The sequence below is a fragment of the Stenotrophomonas sp. RIT309 genome (assembly GCF_000632045.1).
Taxonomy (GTDB): Bacteria; Pseudomonadota; Gammaproteobacteria; order Xanthomonadales; family Xanthomonadaceae; genus Stenotrophomonas; species Stenotrophomonas indicatrix.
This window is the reverse complement of the sequence record NZ_JFYS01000041.1, coordinates 51,800-70,948: the sequence shown is the minus strand read 5'-3', so window position 1 is coordinate 70,948 and position 19,149 is coordinate 51,800. Positions and strand designations below refer to the sequence as shown.

Genomic DNA, 19,149 nt, shown 5'->3' with positions numbered 1-19,149 from the left:
CACATGAAACTGTTTCCGCTGCACATCCTCCCGAACGATACCAAGATCGACTTCATGCGCTGGCGCCATGTCGCGATGGTCGTCACGATCATCGTGTTCCTGGCCTCGATCGGCATCATCGGCTTCAAGGGCTTCAACTACGCTCTGGACTTCACCGGCGGCACCCTGATCGAAGCCCGCTTCGAACACGCGGTGGATGTCGAGGACGTCCGCAGCAAGCTTGAGCAGAACGGCTTCGACGGCGCCCAGGTACAGAGCGTCGGTGGCAACACCGACCTGCTGATCCGCCTGGCCCCGCACGGTGAGCACGCTCCGGGTACCGGCGGCGCTTCGGCCGAGGACAAGGCGACTGCCGCGGCCGTGGTCAAGGCGGTCTCTTCGGCTGACAACCAGGCCACCGTGCTGCGCAACGAGTTCGTTGGCCCGCAGATCGGCAAGGACCTGGCGATGAATGGCCTGTACGCCACCATCTTCATGCTGGCCGGCTTCCTGATCTACATCGCGGTGCGTTTCGAATGGAAGTTCGCGGTCACCGCGAGCATCGTGGCGATGTTCGACCTGATCGTGACGGTGGCCTACGTGTCGCTGCTCGGCCGTGAGTTCGACCTGACCGTGCTGGCCGGCCTGCTGTCGGTGATGGGCTTTGCGATCAACGACATCATCGTGGTGTTCGACCGCGTCCGCGAGAACTTCCGCAGCCTGCGCGTGGAGCCGATGGAAGTGCTGAACCGTTCGATCAACCAGACGCTGTCGCGTACGGTGATCACCGCGGTGATGTTCTTCCTGTCCGCACTGGCCCTGTACCTTTACGGCGGCAGTTCGATGGAAGGCCTGGCCGAGACGCACATGATCGGTGCGGTGATCGTGGTGCTGTCCTCGATCCTGGTGGCGGTGCCGATGCTGACGGTCGGCGCGCTGCGCGTGACCAAGCAGGACCTGCTGCCCAAGGCCAAGGACGTCGAGGCCCTCGCGCGCCGTCCGTAAGCCTCTGCTGCACGCAGTACACAGAGAACCCCGCGCAAGCGGGGTTTTTTGTTGGCAGGGCTGCGCCCTGCACCCGCCGAGGCCCTAAAGCAACGGCAACGTCAAAAGCCACAGCGGCACTGGCTTTCTGCTGGCTGGGCGGGGCCGTATGGGTTGGCAGGACACGCCGTAAACCCGTCCATGGGGGCTCGATGGCGCCATCCATGGCGCCAACGGTCCTGCCAACCCACACGGCCCCACCCCCGACAGATTCCTGCGGCTGTTGGTAGGTGTCGACCTTGGTCGACACATCTGTCAGATATCGAATGAACTCATCCGTGTCGACCAAGGTCGACACCTACCAGGGCCGGACGCTGTTCCACCAGATCGCGGGAAACTGTCGAAGGCGGGGTGGGTCCGGTTGAGGGGGCGTGAGCCGCATGGATGCGGCGACCGAGCTTACATGGACGTACTTGCAGCGTCCCCCTCAACCTGACCCACCCCGCCAACCCACAGGAACCCAGCTTCTGCCGTCGACGTTGTCTCTGCGGGTGCAGGGTGCAACCCTGCAGAACAAACTCCACCCTACGCCGCCGTCGGTTGTGCAATCTTCCCCCGCGCACTACGATCCTGCGGTTCGCGCGCACGCGCGCGCCACGTATTCCTGCTGAGCGCCCCGCGCGCCGCACCTGCCAACCCGAGGTCTTCATGGTCATCAAACCGCGCGTCCGCGGCTTCATCTGCGTCACCACCCACCCGACCGGCTGCGACGCCGCCGTCAAGCAGCAGATCGACTACATCCGTGCGCGCCCGCCGATCCAGAACGGCCCCAAGCGCGTGCTGGTGATCGGCGCCTCGACCGGCTACGGCCTGGCCGCGCGCATCACGGCCGCCTTCGGCAGTGGCGCGGCAACCCTGGGCATCTTCTTCGAGCGCCCGGGCAGTGAAACCAAGCCGGGCACGGCGGGCTGGTACAACTCGGCGGCGTTCCACAAGTACGCCGACGAAGCGGGTCTGTATGCCAAGAGCATCAACGGCGATGCGTTCTCCGATGAGGTGAAGGCCAAGACCATCGAGATGATCAAGGCCGATCTCGGCCAGGTCGACCAGGTGGTCTACAGCCTGGCCGCACCGCGCCGCAAGCATCCCAAGACGGGCGAGATCATCAGTTCCACGCTGAAGCCGATCGGCGAGCCGATCACCCTGCGTGGCCTGGATACCGACAAGGAAGTGCTGACCGAAACCCATCTGCAGCCGGCCACCCCGGAAGAAATCGCCGGCACCGTCGCGGTGATGGGCGGCGAGGACTGGCAGATGTGGATCGACGCGCTGGCCGATGCCGGCGTGCTGGCCAACGGCTGCACCACCACGGCCTTCACCTATGTGGGCGAAGAGATCACCCAGGCGATCTACTGGAACGGCTCCATCGGTGCTGCCAAGAAGGATCTGGACGACAAGGTGCTGGGGCTGCGCGAGAAGCTGGCCAGGATCGGCGGCGATGCGCGCGTGTCGGTGTTGAAGGCGGTGGTGACCCAGGCCAGCTCGGCCATTCCGACCATGCCGCTGTACCTGTCGCTGCTGTTCAAGGTGATGAAGGAAAAGGGCACCCACGAAGGCTGCATCGAGCAGCTCGACGTGCTGTACGACATCCTGTACGGCGCCAAGGCCGATGGCGTGGCGGTGGATCGCCTGCGCCACGACCTGGTCGATGGCGATGGCCGTACCGTTGCGCTGATCGATGAGGAAGGCCGCCTGCGCGCGGACTACAAGGAAATGGCCGCTGACGTGCAGGGCAAGGTGCTGGCGCTGTGGCCGCAGGTGACCAACGAGAACCTGTACGAGATCAGCGACCTGGCCGGCTACAAGGCCGATTTCCTGCGCCTGTTCGGTTTCGGTGTCGAAGGCGTCGACTACGAAGCCGACGTCAACCCGGACGTGAAGATCGACAACCTGGTCGATCTGACCTGATCAACGGAAAAGGCCGGCGCAAGCCGGCCTTCTTTAATGGGTAGCGCCGGGCCATGCCCGGCGAGCGCAGCGGTCTGCTGGCCATCCGCCGGGCATGGCCCGGCGCTACCGGTGAGGTGTCAGCCGAACTCGAAGTTCATCGCCGGCGCTGCCGGGCCGACGAAATCGCCCTGCACGTAGTCCACGCCGGCACTGAACAGCAGTGTCATCGAGTTGGCGTCGCTGACGAACTCGGCGATGGTGCGGATGCCCGCTTCCTGCGCGCGTGCGGTTATCTGGCTGACCCGGTCGATGTTCTCGCGGGTGGCGGCCAGGTCGCTGGTGAAGCCGCGATCAAGCTTGAGGAACTGCGGCTGGAAGTGGGCCAGCAGCTGGAACGAGTCCAGACCCGAGCCGAACTGCTCCAGGCCGATCCGGCAGCCGAGCGGTGCCACTTCCGCCAGGAACTGCTGGGCACTGCGCAGGTGGGTGAACACCTTCGATTCCGGCGCATGCAGCCACAGGCGTTCGCCCGGCACGCCGTGTGCCTGCAGCTGCTGGCGCAGCGTGGCGATCATCTTCGGATCATCGAACGATTCCGGCGTCACCTTCACCAGCACCTGGGTGGGATGACCCTCGCGGGCACGCGCGCCCAGCACCGCGATTGCCTGCGACACGACCCAGCGGTTGATGTCCGCCAGCAGGCCATGTTCTTCGGCAATGCCGAGGAAGGCGGTCGGGCTCAGCAGTTCTCCGTTGTGTTCCAGCCGCAGGTAGGCTTCATACAGCTCCAGCGACTCGCCCTGCAGGTTCAGCACCGGCTGGTAATGCAACTGGAAGCCATCGCCTGCCAGGGCTTCGCGGATACGTGCGACCCAGCGCTGCACGCGCTCTTCCTCCACGCGATCAACAGCGGCCGGGTCGAAGATGCGGCAGGTATTGCCGAGGGCGGCTGCGGCCTGCGTGCATTCACTGGCGCGCGCCAGCACCTGGCCGATGCTGGCGATCTTCTCGCCCACCTGCACCCCGCCAATGCTGACGGTCACCGTGGCCGAGCGCGCGCCGATGCTGAAGACGTGTGCGGCGTAGGCTTCGCGGATGCGCTCGGCCAGTGCCACGGTCTGCGCATAGGGGCCGGACTGCAGTACGGCGAAACTGTGTTCGCCGAAACGGGCCAGCTGCGCATCGTCGCCAACGACGTCGGCCAGCAGGGCGGCGAGGGCGCCGATCAGGGCGTCGGCCGAGGCCAGTCCGATATCCGGGAGCAGGCGCGCGTAATGGTCCGGCTCGACCATCAGCAGGCCGAACTGGCCTTCGCTGCGCCCGGCCTGGGCAACCGCGTCCTCGACCTGCAGCATGAAGGTGGGGCGGTTGAGCAGGCCGGTGACCTGGTCGCGCTGGCGCAGGTCCTCGACCTCGCGCGCCAGCTCCGGGTCGAATTCCATGCGCCGGCGGAACACCACCTGCAGGCAGGATTCACCCTCGTAGGTGGCTGCGGTGAATTCCATCGTCGCCGGGAAGGCGCTGCCGTCCTGGTGGCGGGCGTCCAGCTGGTACTGCGGCGGAGGCGCTTCGCCGCGGCTGAGTGACTTCAGCAGCTGCTTGAAATCATCCACGTGCTGGGCGGCAACCATGTCCAGCAACGAGATGCCTTCGACCTCCTCGAAATCCTCGTAACCGAACATTTCCAGGTAGGCATCGTTGGCGCGGATATGCATGCCTTCGTGGACATAGGCAATCGGCTCGCGCGAAGAGGCGATCAGCGCGTCGCAGCGACGCTCGGTCTCGCGCATCTGCGCTTCGATCCGGCGCAGGCCGCGGCGCGCCTGCAGGTCGACCCACTGGTCGCGGACCACCGCCAGCAGGTGTTCGGCGCGCTGGCGCAGGGCGAGGGCGCGAACCCCGTTGCTGCTGGCCTGTACCAGCTCGTCCTCGTCGATGCGTTCGGCCAGCAGCACCAGCGGGATGTCCTTGCCGCTGGCGGCGATGTGCTGGGCCACCAGTGGCAGCGGAATGCTCTGCGAGGGCGCAGCCAGCACCAGGTCGATCGCCTGGCTGGCCAGCACCTGCGACAGCTCGGCCGAGTCCTGCGGGCGCCATGGGCGCACGGCGATGCCGCTGTTGCGCAGGGTGCTGACGATGGCTTCGGCGTTCTCGCCGCTGTCATCGACGATCAGCAGGCGGATGGTGATGTCGTTCGCGTTCTGCATGCACTGCTCCCCAATCTGCAAATCTAGATACACGATGCGTGGCGGCGCGTCCATGCGCGCAACGGTTGCGTGCATGGAACGGCGATGCGGTTCACACCACGCCGCCGGCCGCGTGCCCGCTGGCCCAGGCCCACTGGAAGTTGTAGCCGCCCAGCCAGCCGGTCACGTCCAGCACCTCGCCGACGAAATGCAGGCCGGGTACGCGCTTGGATTCCAGCGTCGAGGAAGAGACCTCGTTGGTATCGACGCCGCCCAGGGTGACTTCGGCGGTGCGGTAGCCCTCGGTGCCGCTGGCCACCAGTGGGAACGCTGAAAGCACCTGTGCGGCCTTGCGCAGGTCCGGCTCGTCCAGCTGGCGTACCGGGCGGTCGGGCAGCCAGTGCTCGCACAGGCGCTGCGCCAGCCGCTTGGGCAGCACATCGCCCAGCACCGTGCGCAGTTCCGCGGCGGGGCGTTCGCGTTTCATCTGGCGCAGCCATTCGGCGGCATCCTGGCCGGGCAGCAGATCCAGCGACAGCGCGTCGCCGGGCTGCCAGAACGAGGAAATCTGCAGGATGGCCGGGCCACTGACGCCACGATGGGTCAGCAGCATGAAGTTGCGGAAGCGGGTGCCGTTGCTGCTGGCCTCGACCGGCAGGGCGACGCCGCTGAGCTCGGCCAGGCGCTCCTGGTGGGTGCCGCTGAGGGTCAACGGCACCAGGCCGGCGCGGGTGGGCAGCACCTGGTGGCCGAACTGGCGCGCGATCTCATAGCCGAATCCGGTTGCACCCAGGCTGGGAATGGACAGGCCGCCGGTGGCGACCACCAGCGAGGCGCAATGGAACAGGCCGTGCGTGGTGTGCACGCGGAAGCCGTCAGTGCCGTGCTCGATGCGCTCCACGCTGCACTGCGTGCGGATCTGCACGCCGGCCTGCTGGCATTCGTCCACCAGCATCTTCACGATCTGCTTGGACGAGACATCGCAGAACAGTTGGCCCAGTTCCTTCTCGTGATAGGCGATGCCGTGGCGCTCGACCATCTCGATGAAGTGGTAGGGCGAGTAACGCGCCAGTGCCGACTTGCAGAAATGCGGATTGGCCGACAGGAAGTTGGCCGGGGTGGTGCCGGTGTTGGTGAAGTTGCAGCGGCCACCGCCGGACATCAGGATCTTCTTGCCGATCTTGTTGGCGTGGTCGATCACCTGCACATGCCGGCCTCGCTGGCCCGCCGTGATCGCGGTCATCAGCCCGGCAGCGCCGGCACCAATCACCAGCACGTCGCAGCGGATCGTGCTCATGCCTTGGCGCGCTTTCGCCAGTTGGGGATCACGTCCAGCTGCATCTGATCGTTGAGCAGCTGAACTTCGGCGTCCTGGATCAGCACGCTCCAGCGCATCGCACGCTGGATCTGCTGGCCCCACAGATCGACGAAGCCGCCGTCCAGATCGACCACCGACAGGTTGTCGAAGCGGGCCAGGCCCTTGCCCTGCTTCTGCCACCAGATGTCCGATGCATTGCCACCGTAGTTGACCACCTGCACCTGCCGGCTGCGGTTGCTGGCCTTGCGGATGCGCGACTCGTCCGGATGGCCGAGGTCGATCCACTGCAGGATGTCGCCGGTGTAGTCGTGTTCCCACAGGTCCGGCTCGTCGTCGGTGCTCAGGCCGCGGCCGAATTCCAGGCGGTCGCCAGCGTTCAGCGCGAAGGCGAGCAGGCGCACCATCAGGCGTTCGTCGGTTTCGGACGGATGCTGGGCCAGGGTCAGGTTGTGGGTCGCGTAGTAGCCGCGATCCATGTCGCTGATCTGCAGTTCGGCCTTGCGGATGGTGGCGGTGAGGGCCATGAAGATCCAGAGGGGTAAAGACCGTCAATGATAGAGGTTTGCCCCGGGGGTGTCCGGTATGGGGGTGTCGGCAGGGCATGATCGGTGGCACGCTGGCCGCCCTGATGCTTCTGGCGTGTCCTGTCGTATGTCCCTTTCACGTCCGCGCCGTCTGCAGAGCGATGGCGCCCCGATCGCGCCATGACCACGCCCAGCCGACTGCAGCTGCCGCCCGGTGACTGGAATTCCCTGCTGGACGGCCTGTGCGCGCGCTTCCCGCGCATCGACCGGCTGCAATGGGAGAGCCGCTTCGCACGCGGGCGGATACAGGACGCACAGGGCAGGGCGCTGGCACCGGACATGCCGTGGCAGGTGGGGCTGGAGATCCGCTACTTCCGTGAAGTGGCCGATGAGCCGGTGATTCCCTTCGAAGAGAACATCCTTCATCACGACGCGCACCTGCTGGTGGCCGACAAGCCGCACTTCCTGCCGACTGCGCCGGCCGGCGCATTCGTGCGCCAGACCCTGCTGGCGCGCCTGGTCGAGCGGACCGGCAACGTCGACCTGGTGCCGTTGCACCGGCTGGATCGGCTGACGGCCGGCCTGGTGCTGTTTTCCACCCAGGCGCAAACGCGCGACGCGTACCAGAGGCTGTTTCGTGAGCGCCGCATCGAGAAGACCTACGAGGCGCTGGCGCGGGCCTTGCCGGACCTGCGGTTTCCGCTGGAGCGGCATAGCCGGCTGCAGCCGGGGGAACCGTTCTTCCGTATGGCTGAAGTTCCCGGCGAGCCGAATGCGCTGACCCGTGTCGAGGTCATTGAGGCGCACGGTCCGGTCTGGCGCTACCGGCTTGCGCCCGAATCCGGGCGCAAGCATCAGCTGCGCGTCCATATGGCCGCGCTCGGGGCGCCGATCCTGGGGGACGAGCTCTATCCGCAGCTGCACGTGCGGCCAGAGGGGGCGGCCGAGCCGCCGTTGCAGCTGCTGGCGCAGGCGTTGGCCTTCGATGATCCGTTGACCGGCCAGCGACGCAGCTTCCGCAGCGCGCGCACCTTGTGCGTTCCCGGCTGACGCACAGCCGGATTCACCTGCCCGGTCGTCGCGCCAGCCAGCGGTCCAGCTCGGCAGCGAACAACTGGCGGTCGCGCGCGCCGAGCGGCGGTGGCCCGCCGGTCTGGATGCCGGCGCCACGCAGTTCTTCCATGAAATTGCGCATCGACAGCCGCTCGGCCATGTTGTTGGGGGTGTACAGCTGGCCGCGCGGGTTCAGGGCCACGCCCTTCTTCTCCAGCACCAGGGCCGCCAAGGGGATGTCCTGGGTGACCACCAGGTCGCCGGCAGCCATCCTTTCGACAATGGCGCTGTCAGCCACATCCAGTCCCTGCGGTACCTGGATGGAGCGCAGCCAGCGCGAAGGTGGGGTGCGGATCCACTGGTTGGCGACCAAGGTCAGCTCCACGCCGACCCGTTCAGCTGCGCGGAAGAGGATGTCGCGGATGACAACAGGGCAGGCGTCTGCGTCCACCCAGATGCGGGGGAGCAGGGGTTCAGCTCGGGTTTCAGCTTCAGTCATTTACCCAGTGTAGGGTAGGAAAAACCTGAATGGGGACCCGGGTTTAGCCTCGATCTGTTGCAACCCCTTGCCCTGTCTAGGGGCTGGCCGTTTGACGCTGAATATCATGGCTATCGCTTTTTGCTCAAAACACGCGTATCGTCTGGCCCACTGTGTTTGCTAGGGTCACCGTGAATCGTGGCCTGGTGCAGTTGATCTCACGATCCGCTCATCGATCCGCTTTACCAACGCCTGCAACTCAGTCTCGGCCCCGATACCCGGTGGCTGCGATTTTTTTCAACATGTGTTTCAGGAGTTAGTAAATATGTCTGATCGTCAGACCGGCACTGTCAAGTGGTTCAACGACGCCAAGGGCTTCGGCTTCATCACCCCGGAAAGCGGCCCGGACCTGTTCGTGCATTTCCGCGCGATCCAGGGCACCGGCTTCAAGACCCTGCAGGAAGGCCAGAAGGTTACCTTCGTCGCCGTCCAGGGCCAGAAGGGTATGCAGGCTGACCAGGTGCAGGCGGTCTAATCCGTCTGCTACCGTTTGGTAGCCAGAACGCCGGGAGCGAAAGCTCCCGGCGTTTTTCGTTTGCGTCGCACGACGGGTTCAACCCGCAGCCAGCGCCCGCTCCAGCAGCTGGGTTATTTCCTGGTACTCGGCGCGTTCGGCTGCCGGAATGCGCGACAGGATCTCGCGCAGGACATCAACCACCTCAGGACCCACCGGCACTTCCATCCATTGCAGGTGGTAGGCCGCCAGTATCCGGCTGTCGTCATCGCTGGAATGGAGCTGACTGAACAGCAGCGGCAAGGCTTCGGGCTTCATGCATTCACCCAGCGCGTCGGTGCAGCGTTGCTGCCAGAACGCGGGTTGCGCTGCGATCATCTTCTGCAGGCGCTGCCAATCGTGCGCTTCGAATCTGCGCAGGACGCCCTTGGCAACGTGCTCGCAGATGTACTGCGTCCAGTTGTGGTCCTCGGATTGCCCGAGGTAACCAAGCAGTGCATCGAACGGCGGGGTGTCCATGCTGGCAGGCCTTCCACGGCCGGGCAGGGTAGCAGACACCTGCATGCACCAGGCCGCGCTACCATCGGGCACCTTTCTGCGGAAGCCGCCCATGCGCATCGTCCATCATCTGGAAAATTCCCGTTCGCTTCGCGTGCTGTGGATGCTGGAAGAGCTGGGGCTGGACTACGAACTGCGCCGCTACCCGCGCGACCCGAAGACCCTGCTGGCGCCGCCGGAACTGCGCCAGGTGCATCCGCTGGGCAAGGCGCCGGTGCTGCAGGATGGCGACCTCATCCTGGCCGAATCCGGCGCCATCCTCGACTACCTGGTTGACCGCTACGACGTGCATCGCCAGCTGTCGCCGTCGCCGGTACCGGCCGAAGGCAAAGAGCGCATCGATTACCGCTACTGGCTGCACTATGCAGAAGGTTCGGCCATGCCGCCGATGCTGCTGACCCTGGTGATCAGCCGCATCCGCAGCGCGCCGATGCCGTTCTTCGCGCGGCCGATCGCCCGCAGCATCGCCGACAAGGCCGAGCGCGGTTTCATCGGCCCGCAGCGACGCCTGCATCTGGACTGGATGGAACGGCGCCTGGCCGAAAGCCCGTGGTTTGCAGGCGAACGCTTCACCGCTGCGGACATCCAGATGAGCTTCCCGATCCAGGCGGCGGCCGCACGCGGCGGCGGGCTGGACGACAAGCCGGCGTTGCGTGGCTTCCTCAAGCGCATCGGCGAGCGTCCGGCCTACCGGCGCGCCGAGGCACACGGCGGGGCATTGCAGGCCTTGCGCGGCGATTGAGGATGGCCGTCGCCGCCCCCATGCTTTGCCCATGGATACCACTGCCCCCCAGTTCGACAACCGCCTGCTGAATCTGCTGCCGGGCGATCCCGAGTCCGGTCCGCGCCGGCGCGAAGTGCTGGGTGCGGCCTGGTCGTCGGTAATGCCGACGCCTGTCGCAGCGCCGGTGCTGCTGGCATGGTCGCCGGAGGTTGCCGGGATGCTGGGGTTCGATCCTGCGCAGGTCGATGACGAAGGCTTCGCCGAGGTGTTCGGCGGCAACGCGTTGTATGCGGGTATGCAGCCGTGGGCGGCCAACTATGGGGGCCATCAGTTCGGCCATTGGGCCGGCCAGCTCGGTGATGGCCGCGCCATCTCGCTGGGCGAGGTGATCGCCCCCGATGGCCGGCACTGGGAGCTTCAGCTGAAGGGTGCCGGGCCGACGCCGTACTCGCGCGGCGCCGACGGCCGTGCGGTGCTGCGCTCGTCGATCCGTGAATTCCTGTGCAGCGAGGCCATGCATCACCTGGGTGTGCCGACCACGCGCGCCCTGTCGCTGGTCGGCACCGGCGAAGACGTGGTGCGCGACATGTTCTATGACGGTCATCCGCGCGCGGAGCCCGGCGCGATCGTCTGCCGGGTATCGCCCTCGTTCCTGCGCTTTGGTTCGTTTGAACTGCCTGCTTCACGTGGCGAGACCGCACTGCTGAAGCAACTGGTCGAGGCGTGCATCGCCCGCGATTTCCCGGAGCTGACGGGGCAGGGCGAAGCGCTGTATGGCGACTGGTTCGCACAGATCGCCGTGCGTACCGCAGAGATGATCGCGCACTGGATGCGCGTGGGCTTCGTGCATGGGGTGATGAACACCGACAACCTTTCCGTGCTCGGCGTGACGCTGGACTATGGCCCCTATGGCTGGGTCGAAGACTTCGACCCGGACTGGACCCCGAACACCACCGATGCGCAGGGACGCCGCTATCGTTTCGGCACCCAGCCGCAGGTGGCGTACTGGAATCTCAACCGGCTTGCGCAGGCGCTGTCGCCGTTGTTCGCCGACGTGCAGCCGCTGCAGGCAGGGCTGGCCGCTTACCAGGCGACCTTTGTCGCCTGCACCCGCCGCGATGTTGCGGCCAAGCTGGGGCTGGCCGCGGCCGATGATGCCGATCTGCAGCTTTACCAGCGCTGGCAGCAGCTGATGCAGGACGGCGGCATGGACATGACCCTGGCATGGCGTGCGTTGATGCGCATCGATGCCAACGCACCCGATGCAAGCGTATTGGCCGAGGTCTTCTACGACGCCGAGCGCCAGCACGCGGTACAGGAACCTCTGCAGCAGTGGCTGCAGGAGTACGCGGCGCGGCTGCGTGCCGATCCGCTGCCGGCAGCCGAGCGTGTCGCGAAGATGGGCGCGGCCAATCCACTGTATGTGCTGCGCAACTGGCTGGCACAGGAAGCGATCGACCGCGCCGAGCAGGGCGACCTGGGCGGTGTGCATGCGCTGCAGGACGTACTGCGTGATCCGTACACCGAACGCCCGGGGCTGGAGCATTACGCCGGCAAGCGGCCGGCGTGGGCTGACGACCGCGCAGGCTGTTCGATGCTGTCCTGCAGTTCGTAGGGTTTTCTTTTGCAGGGCTGCGCCCTGCACCCGCCGAGGCCGGAGCAACGGCGCTGCGGGCGACCACCGCCCAGCAGCAACAGCAACAGCGGGGATCCTGTGGGATGGCCGGGCACTGTGGGCTTGCGGGGACGCCGTAAACCCCCGGTGGCCAGTAGAGCCACGCCATGCGCGGATGTTTTCGATTTCAATTCGAAATATTCGATTTCAACCAGATGTGATCCACGCGAAGCGTGGATGGACCAGCCGTCATCCGGAAATTGTCGAGGGGTGGGGCGGTGTGGGTGGGCAGGACCGCAGGCGCCATGGATGGCGCCTACGAGCCCCCAAGGATGGGTTGACGGCGTGTCCTGCCCACCCGCACCGCCCCGCCCAGCCAGCAGAAAACCAGAGCCTCCCTTGACCTCGACGCTGCTCTGGCTCCAGGCAGGTGCAGGGCTGCAAGCCCTGCAAACACCTCGCCTACAACGATGGTAGTACCCATTCAGTGCGATATTCGCACACGCAGTCGATTACCGCACTTGAATGGTGCAGTGCGATAAACCTACTTTCATTTCCGCAGTTTCATAGCAGTCCAAGCGATCCACCCCTGGCGGGGCGAGGGCAGCAGCCGGTCCGGTGCTGATGCCAGGTGCAGGGGGAAGGCCGCCGGATTTTCCTTCCTCTGCGCGGAGTGATCGCATGCGCCGTCGTCTGTCCATTGTTTCCCTATCCCTGCTTGCCGTGCTGCCGTCGCTGGCGCTGGCCTACCAGGCCGAACCGCCGCGCGAAGCACTGCAGGTGCTGCGCGTGGACCGCTACGCCGACGACGTCAACGCCGGCTCGCTGCGCTGGGCGATCACCACTGCCAATGCGGCGCCGGGTCGCTACCGCATCGAGATCGCGGCCGTTGGCGCTGCGCCTTACGTCATCACGCCGGCCACGCCGCTGCCGGAGATCAAGGGGCCGGTGCAGATCATCGGCACGTCCTGGGAACGCGATGGCCAGTACGTCGCCATCGATGGCTCGGCCTACGTCACCGGCACCGGTACCGATGCCTGCCCCGGCGCCGAGCCGGGCCAGTCCGGCACCAACGTGCGCACCACCACGCTGCCGGGCCTGGTCCTGCGCGACACCCAGGGCGTGGAGCTGGCCGGCCTGGAGATCCGCAATTTCTGCATCGGCGTGCTGGTCAACCGCTCCAGCCACAACGAGATCCATGACAACCGCATCGTCGCCAACAAGGGCGGTGCCGGCATCATGCTCACCGGTGATGACGGCAAGGGCCAGTCCACCGCCACCACCACCGTGCACAACCGCATCGTGCGCAACGTATTCCTCGATAACGGCGACGGCCTGGAGTTGACCCGCGGCGCGGCCTGGAACCTGGTGGCCGACAACCTGTTCCAATCCACCAGGGCCAACCCGGAACCCTCGCAGGGCATCGAGATCCTGTGGGGCAATGACAACAGCGTGGTCCACAACCGCTTCGTCGATTACTCCGATGGCCTGCAGATCAACTGGGGCAACCGCAACTACATCGCGGCAAACACCTTCACCGGCAATTCGCTGGGCCTGAGCATCACCGGCAGCGGCAACGTGGTCGACGGCAACACCATCACCGGCAATGGCATCGGCATCGGCGTGCGCCCGCAGCCGGTCAGTGCGCCGAACCGCTTCACCGGCAACCGCATCTACGGCAACGGTCTGCCGATCGAGCGCTGCGAAGCCGGCGGCGCCTGTGTGAAGGGCCAGCCGCGTGGCGCCATCGTGTTCGGTGTGCCGGGCCTGGAGCACGCCAGCTTCGTCGGCTCCCGTGGCCGTGGCGTGGACAACGATGCGTCCAAGCGTGCGCGCATCTGCACCGCTGCCGGCCAGGCCGGCTGCCAGCCGCTGCCGAACCTCGGCCAGGCCGCGCCGCAGCTGACCGCAGTGCAGGGCAAGGGTGCGCAGCGCCAGCTGACGGGTCGTCTCCAGGGCGTGCCTGATACCCGCTACCAGGTGGAAGTGTTCGGCAACCGCGCCGCCACCGGCAACGAGGCCGAGTGGGTGCTCGGCAGTGTTGAAGCACGTACCGACGCGCAGGGGCAGGGCAGCTTCACCTTCCCGCTCGGTGCAGGGACCGACGCTGCCGCTGCCGGCAGCCTGACCGCCACGGTTACCTCGGCGCAGGGCGCCACCTCCCCGCTGAGTGCGCCGCTGTCGCTGCACTGATCACCTCCACGAGACCGCGATCATGAATCCTGCGAAACCTGTTTCCCTGGGCATGCTGGCCGCCCTGCTGCTGCCAGCCGTGGCCAGCGCGCAGTCCAGCAACCGCTACGAAGGCAAGACGCTTACCGGCGACTGGGGCGGCACCCGCACCGAACTGGTCGAGCGCGGCGTTGCCTTCCGCGGCGACTACGTGGGCGAGGCCATGGGCGTGGTCGATGGTGGCTACGGCGAAACCGGCGCGCGCTATGCGCAGCAGGTGCGGGTGGGCGTGGACCTGGACATGGGCAAGCTGGCCGGCTGGGACGGCGGTGCGTTCCACTTCACCCTCAACGATCGTCGTGGCCGCAGCACCTCGGTGGACTTCGTCGGCAACCGCTTCCCGATCCAGGAGGCGTATGGCGGCCAGTACACGCGGCTGACCGAGCTGAGCTACGACCAGACCTTCAATGCGGGCCGGTCGTACTACAAGCTGGGGTACTACGCGATGGGCAACCAGTTCGGCCTGCACAGCCTGCTGACCCACTTCGTCAACGCCGCATTCTGCGCCCACCCGCTGGCGATGTCCGGCAACAGCGGCTGGTACAACTATCCGATGGCACGCTGGGGTGGTGAGTTCGCCCAGCAGATCAGCCCGGCGGTGAACGTGCGCACGGGCTGGTTCCAGGTCAACCCGAACCTGGGCGGCAACATCGAACGCAACGCATTCCGTCCGTTCGTTTCGGGCACCACCGGCTCGCTGTTTCCGGTGGAGGTGACCTGGACGCCGGCCAAGGGCAGCCGCTACGCCGGCGTCTACAAGTTCGGTGGCTACTACGACACGTCGCGCGTGGACAAGCGCGGCCTCGATACCTCGCCGACCACCGGGCGCCACGGCGCCTACGTGCTGGCCGAACAGCGCCTGACCCAGGAATCGGCCGACCCGAGCCGCGGCCTGACCGCCTTCGCGCAGTACATGGTGTCCGACACCGATACCGCGCAGATCAAGCGCTGGTACGCGCTGGGCGGCGTCTACCAGGGCATCGGCGCGCGTGCGCAGGACAGCATCGCGCTGGGCTACGTCGGCGCTGACATCAATGACCGCCTGGTCGATGCGCGGCGCGCCACGTTGGCCGCCGGGGGCGTGCCCACCGATTCGCCGCTGTACAACCTCAGCCAGGCCGAGGAGCTGTTCGAGCTGTCCTACAGCTTCCAGGTGAACCCCTGGCTGATGATCCGCCCGGACGTGCAGTACATCGTCAACCCGGGCACGTTCAATTACAGCGGTACCGACAACGCCTGGGCCGTGGGTGTCCAGGCCAAGGTGACCTTCTGATGGCCGCGCGCTCCTTCCATGCTGTGGTGACCGCGATGAACATTTCGCTCGCTTCCGTTGTCCTCGCCGGCGTGCTCGCCTCCTCCCCCTTGCTGGCCCTGGCCGCGCCGCCACCGGTGGTGCTGCAGGTCGGCCAACTAAGCATCGGCGAGGGCAGCCCGCGCACCATCGTACCGATCACCGGTGCCACCGCGGATGTCGCTCTGCAGCAGGCCGCGGCGATCGCCGCCAGCAGATCCACCGACATCGCCGAGTGGCGCATCGACTACCTGGACATCGCCACCGATGGCAAGGCGCTGGTCGCGCTGGGCAAGCGCATCCAGGCCACGCTGGGAGGCAAGCCAGCCATCGTGACCTTCCGCACGAAGGCCGAAGGGGGCGCCAAGCCGATCAGCGATGCCGACTACGGCAAGCTCTACGCTGCGCTGCTGCGCGGTGGTGTCGCCCAGCTGATCGACGTGGAGATGTTCCGCGATCCGAAGGTGGTGCAGGCGCTGGTGGCGCAGGCCCATAAGGCCGGCGTGAAAGTGGTGATGTCCAGCCATGACTTCCACGCCACGCCACCGCGCGAGGAGATCGTCGCACGCCTGCTCAAGCAGCAGGCCCTTGGCGCGGACGTGCTGAAGATCGCGGTGATGCCGCGCGACGCTGGCGATGTGCTGGCATTGCTCGATGCCACCTGGCAGGTGCGCCAGCAGAGCGACAAGCCGCTGCTGACCATGTCGATGGGCGGCACCGGCGTGGTTTCGCGCCTGGCCGGCGAAACCTTCGGCCAAGCCCTGACCTTCGGCATGATCGGCACCCCGTCGGCGCCAGGCCAGGTCGAGGTTGAGCGCCTCCAGGACGTTCTGCAGGTCATCCATGCATCCAGCCAGGCCGGTCACTGAGACCTTCCCCGCCGGACGTTCCACCGCACCACGCTGTTGCAGGAAACCGCACCATGAGCCACGCCTCCGCCGCCGCACCGTCGCTTGTCCTTGAACGGATGAGTTCCTTCCAGTGGACCGCCATCGCCATCTGCGTGCTGTTGAACATGCTTGATGGCTTCGATGTGATGGTCATGGCCTTCACCGCGCCGCATGTTTCGGCGGACTGGGCGCTGTCGGGCAAGGTACTGGGGCTGATGCTCAGTGCCGGGCTGGTCGGCATGGCGCTGGGTTCGTTCCTGCTGGCACCGCTGGCCGACCGCTGGGGGCGGCGGCCGATGATCGTCTGCTGCGTGCTGATCCTCACCAGTGGCATGGCGCTGTCCGCGCTGGCCGCCGACGCCTGGCAGCTGGGTGCGCTGCGCGTGTACACCGGCATCGGCATCGGCGGCATGCTGGCCGGTGTGGGGGTGATCACCGCCGAGTACGCCAACGCCAAGTGGCGCAGCACCGCAGTCGCGCTGCAGGCCACCGGCTACCCGATCGGTGCGACCGCTGGCGGTCTGCTGGCTGCGTGGATGCTGGAGCACTGGGCCTGGCACAGCGTGTTCCTGGTCGGCGCAGCGGCATCGCTGCTGTGCATTCCGTTGGTGCTCAAATGCCTGCCCGAATCGCTGGATTTCCTGGTCGCGCGTCGCCCGGCCAATGCCTTGCCACGCTTGAACGCGCTGCTCTCGCGCATGCGCATGCCAGAGCTGCAGGCGCTGCCGCCAGCGCCGGTGCGCGACGGCCAGCGCCAGGGTTATGCCGCGCTGTTCGTGGGTGACCTGCGCCGCGTCGCGCTGCTGATCGCGCTGGCGTTCTTCCTGCACATGTTCGCGTTTTATTTCGTGCTGAGCTGGACGCCGAAGCTGCTGGTCTCGGCCGGCGTGTCGGCGCAGCAGGGCATCACCGGTGGCGTGCTGTTGAACCTGGGCGGCATCGTTGGCGGCAGCCTGTTCGGCTGGCTGGCCTCGCGCTGGTCGCTGTCCAGGCTGACGGCCGGCGCGCTGCTGCTGGCGATGGTCTCGATGCTGGGCTTTGCGGCCTTCAGCACGCAGCTGGGCGTGGCCTTCCCGCTGGCCTTCGTGATCGGTGCGGCACTGTTCGCAGCGATGGCCGGCCTGTATGCGGCCGCGCCGGTGGTGTTCGCCGCCGAAGTGCGGACCACCGGCCTGGGCTGGGCCATCGGCATCGGCCGGGTCGGTGCGATCCTCTCGCCACTCACGGTGGGTGTTCTGGTCGATGGTGGCTGGCAGCCGTCCTCGTTGTACGTGCTGTGCGCTGCGCCGCTGCTGCTGGCGGCATGGGCGTGCCTCGGCCTGCGCGTGGGCGTGGGTCAGAACCGGCGTTGAACCGATGGCCGGAGCACATCACTCAATGTGCGATTATCGAATCGAATGGCCGAATATCGCATTGACCGGGCGGCGTGCCATGGCGACCATGTCCGGGTCGTGTTTTCCCTTCGCAGTGGCCCTGCAGCGTGGCGGTGATGACCGCCGGCAGGCAGGGCAAGGAGCAATGCAGTGATCGACAAGAGCGTAGCCAGCGTGGAAGCAGCGGTGGCCGATATCCATGATGGCGCGACCGTGATGATCGGCGGCTTTGGCACTGCCGGCATGCCCGACGAGCTGATCGATGCGCTCATTGCACAGGGTGCGCGCGAGCTGACCATCATCAACAACAATGCCGGCAACGGCGATACCGGCCTGGCTGCGCTGATCAAGCACAAGCGCGTTCGCCGCATCGTCTGCTCCTTCCCGCGCCAGGCCGATTCGCAGCACTTCGACGCGGCCTACCGCGCCGGCGAGATCGAACTGGAGCTGGTGCCGCAGGGCAACCTGGCCGCGCGCATCCATGCGGCCGGTTCCGGGCTGGGCGCGGTCTTCACGCCCACCGGCTATGGCACCGAGCTGGCCCAGGGCAAGGAAACGCGCGAGATCGACGGTCGCCACTACGTGCTCGAGTACCCGCTGCATGCCGATTTCGCGCTGATCAAGGCCGACCGCGGCGATCGCTGGGGCAACCTGGTGTATCGCCGGACTGCACGCAACTTCGGCCCGCTGATGGCGATGGCCGCGCGCTGCACCATCGTGCAGGTGCGTGAGGTGGTGCCGCTGGGCGAGCTGGACCCGGAGGCCGTGGTGACCCCCGGCATCTTCGTGCAGCGCGTGGTGCCGGTGGCCGCAGAAGGAGTGCAGGCATGAACAAGCTCAGCCGCGAACAGATGGCCGCGCGCGTGGCGCGCGATATTCCCGAAGGGGCCTACGTCAACCTGGGCATCGGCCTGCCGACCACGGTGGCCAACTTCCTGCCGGCGGACAAGGAGATACTGCTGCAGTCGGAAAACGGCCTGCTGGGCATGGGCCCGGCACCGGCGCCCGGCCAGGAAGACCCGGACCTGATCAATGCCGGCAAGCAGCCGGTTACCCTGCTGACCGGTGGCTGCTATTTCCACCACGCCGATTCGTTCGCGATGATGCGTGGTGGCCACCTCGACATCTGCGTGCTCGGTGCCTTCCAGGTCTCGGCACACGGTGACCTGGCCAACTGGAGCACCGGCGCCTCCGACGCGATTCCCGCCGTGGGCGGTGCAATGGACCTGGCCATCGGGGCCAAGCAGGTGTTCGTGATGATGGACCTGTTCACCAAGCAGGGTGAAAGCAAGTTGGTGGCCGAATGCAGCTATCCGCTGACCGGCCTGCGCTGCGTGTCGCGCGTGTATACCGATGTGGCGGTGTTCGACCTCGGCGCCGACGGCGCGACCGTGCTGGAAATGGTCGAGGGCGTGGACATCGATCAGCTGCGTGAACTGACCGGCCTGCCGCTGGCACTGGCCGAGGGAGCCTGATATGC

General features: G+C 66.5%; 17 protein-coding genes. 12 read left to right on the top strand and 5 right to left on the bottom strand.

All coding sequences use genetic code 11. From position 1 onward, the window contains the following. The first annotated feature begins 3 nt into the window (after positions 1-3). Positions 4-984, top strand: coding sequence for a protein translocase subunit SecF (gene secF, locus BW38_RS03690; protein ID WP_025875120.1), 981 nt, complete (start codon positions 4-6; stop codon positions 982-984). A gap of 687 nt (positions 985-1,671) precedes the next feature. Then, positions 1,672-2,931 (top strand): enoyl-ACP reductase FabV, encoded by a 1,260-nt coding sequence (fabV, locus tag BW38_RS03695; protein WP_032977613.1) that lies wholly within the window; start codon positions 1,672-1,674, stop codon positions 2,929-2,931. Between the two features lie 119 nt (positions 2,932-3,050). On the opposite strand, the gene BW38_RS03700 is transcribed toward fabV, so the two are convergent. The 3 genes from BW38_RS03700 to BW38_RS03710 all read right to left on the bottom strand — a co-directional run bounded on the left by BW38_RS03700 (position 3,051) and on the right by BW38_RS03710 (position 6,941). Then, on the bottom strand, positions 3,051-5,120 hold the full coding sequence (locus BW38_RS03700; RefSeq protein ID WP_032977927.1) for an EAL domain-containing protein: 2,070 nt from the start codon (positions 5,118-5,120) through the stop codon (positions 3,051-3,053). A gap of 91 nt (positions 5,121-5,211) precedes the next feature. After that, positions 5,212-6,396 carry an NAD(P)/FAD-dependent oxidoreductase gene (locus tag BW38_RS03705; RefSeq protein WP_032977610.1) on the bottom strand — a complete coding sequence of 395 codons (1,185 nt, stop codon included), beginning with the start codon at positions 6,394-6,396 and terminating at the stop codon, positions 5,212-5,214. Next, entirely contained in the window at positions 6,393-6,941 is a 549-nt protein-coding gene (locus BW38_RS03710; RefSeq protein WP_025875114.1) for a YaeQ family protein, read from the bottom strand. Before BW38_RS03710 ends, BW38_RS03705 begins: the two co-directional genes overlap by 4 nt. Before the next feature lie 180 nt (positions 6,942-7,121). On the opposite strand from BW38_RS03710, the gene BW38_RS03715 reads away from it, so the two are divergent. After that, on the top strand, positions 7,122-7,991 hold the full coding sequence (locus BW38_RS03715) for a pseudouridine synthase (RefSeq protein ID WP_032977607.1): 870 nt from the start codon (positions 7,122-7,124) through the stop codon (positions 7,989-7,991). Positions 7,992-8,004: 13 nt separating this feature from the next. On the opposite strand, the gene BW38_RS03720 is transcribed toward BW38_RS03715, so the two are convergent. Further along, positions 8,005-8,493 carry a YaiI/YqxD family protein gene (locus tag BW38_RS03720; protein ID WP_032977605.1) on the bottom strand — a complete coding sequence of 163 codons (489 nt, stop codon included), beginning with the start codon at positions 8,491-8,493 and terminating at the stop codon, positions 8,005-8,007. Positions 8,494-8,797: 304 nt separating this feature from the next. Between BW38_RS03720 and BW38_RS03725 the strand changes: the two genes are divergently transcribed. Beyond that, on the top strand, positions 8,798-9,007 hold the full coding sequence (locus tag BW38_RS03725; protein ID WP_025875108.1) for a cold-shock protein: 210 nt from the start codon (positions 8,798-8,800) through the stop codon (positions 9,005-9,007). 78 nt (positions 9,008-9,085) lie between these two features. Here the strand turns inward: BW38_RS03725 and BW38_RS21250 are convergent, their stop codons facing one another. Next, positions 9,086-9,505 carry a hypothetical protein gene (locus BW38_RS21250; RefSeq protein WP_051585111.1) on the bottom strand — a complete coding sequence of 140 codons (420 nt, stop codon included), beginning with the start codon at positions 9,503-9,505 and terminating at the stop codon, positions 9,086-9,088. Between the two features lie 91 nt (positions 9,506-9,596). Between BW38_RS21250 and BW38_RS03730 the strand changes: the two genes are divergently transcribed. The 8 genes from BW38_RS03730 (at position 9,597) to BW38_RS03765 (ending at position 19,144) form a co-directional block, all read left to right on the top strand. Then, on the top strand, positions 9,597-10,286 hold the full coding sequence (locus BW38_RS03730) for a glutathione S-transferase (RefSeq protein WP_025875105.1): 690 nt from the start codon (positions 9,597-9,599) through the stop codon (positions 10,284-10,286). 31 nt (positions 10,287-10,317) lie between these two features. Further along, positions 10,318-11,883, top strand: coding sequence for a YdiU family protein (locus BW38_RS03735; protein ID WP_032977602.1), 1,566 nt, complete (start codon positions 10,318-10,320; stop codon positions 11,881-11,883). 681 nt (positions 11,884-12,564) lie between these two features. Continuing rightward, positions 12,565-14,076, top strand: coding sequence for a NosD domain-containing protein (locus tag BW38_RS03740; protein ID WP_032977600.1), 1,512 nt, complete (start codon positions 12,565-12,567; stop codon positions 14,074-14,076). Between the two features lie 22 nt (positions 14,077-14,098). After that, on the top strand, positions 14,099-15,388 hold the full coding sequence (locus BW38_RS03745) for a carbohydrate porin (protein ID WP_032977597.1): 1,290 nt from the start codon (positions 14,099-14,101) through the stop codon (positions 15,386-15,388). Next, complete coding sequence (gene aroD, locus BW38_RS03750; RefSeq protein ID WP_051585109.1) at positions 15,388-16,275, top strand: type I 3-dehydroquinate dehydratase; 888 nt, start codon at positions 15,388-15,390, stop codon at positions 16,273-16,275. The genes BW38_RS03745 and aroD overlap by 1 nt, the downstream gene beginning before the upstream one ends. A 53-nt stretch (positions 16,276-16,328) precedes the next feature. Beyond that, positions 16,329-17,648, top strand: coding sequence for an MFS transporter (locus tag BW38_RS03755; protein ID WP_032977595.1), 1,320 nt, complete (start codon positions 16,329-16,331; stop codon positions 17,646-17,648). Between the two features lie 171 nt (positions 17,649-17,819). Further along, positions 17,820-18,500 (top strand): 3-oxoacid CoA-transferase subunit A, encoded by a 681-nt coding sequence (locus BW38_RS03760; protein WP_025875093.1) that lies wholly within the window; start codon positions 17,820-17,822, stop codon positions 18,498-18,500. After that, entirely contained in the window at positions 18,497-19,144 is a 648-nt protein-coding gene (locus tag BW38_RS03765) for a 3-oxoacid CoA-transferase subunit B (RefSeq protein ID WP_025875091.1), read from the top strand. Before BW38_RS03760 ends, BW38_RS03765 begins: the two co-directional genes overlap by 4 nt. Positions 19,145-19,149 lie beyond the last annotated feature (5 nt).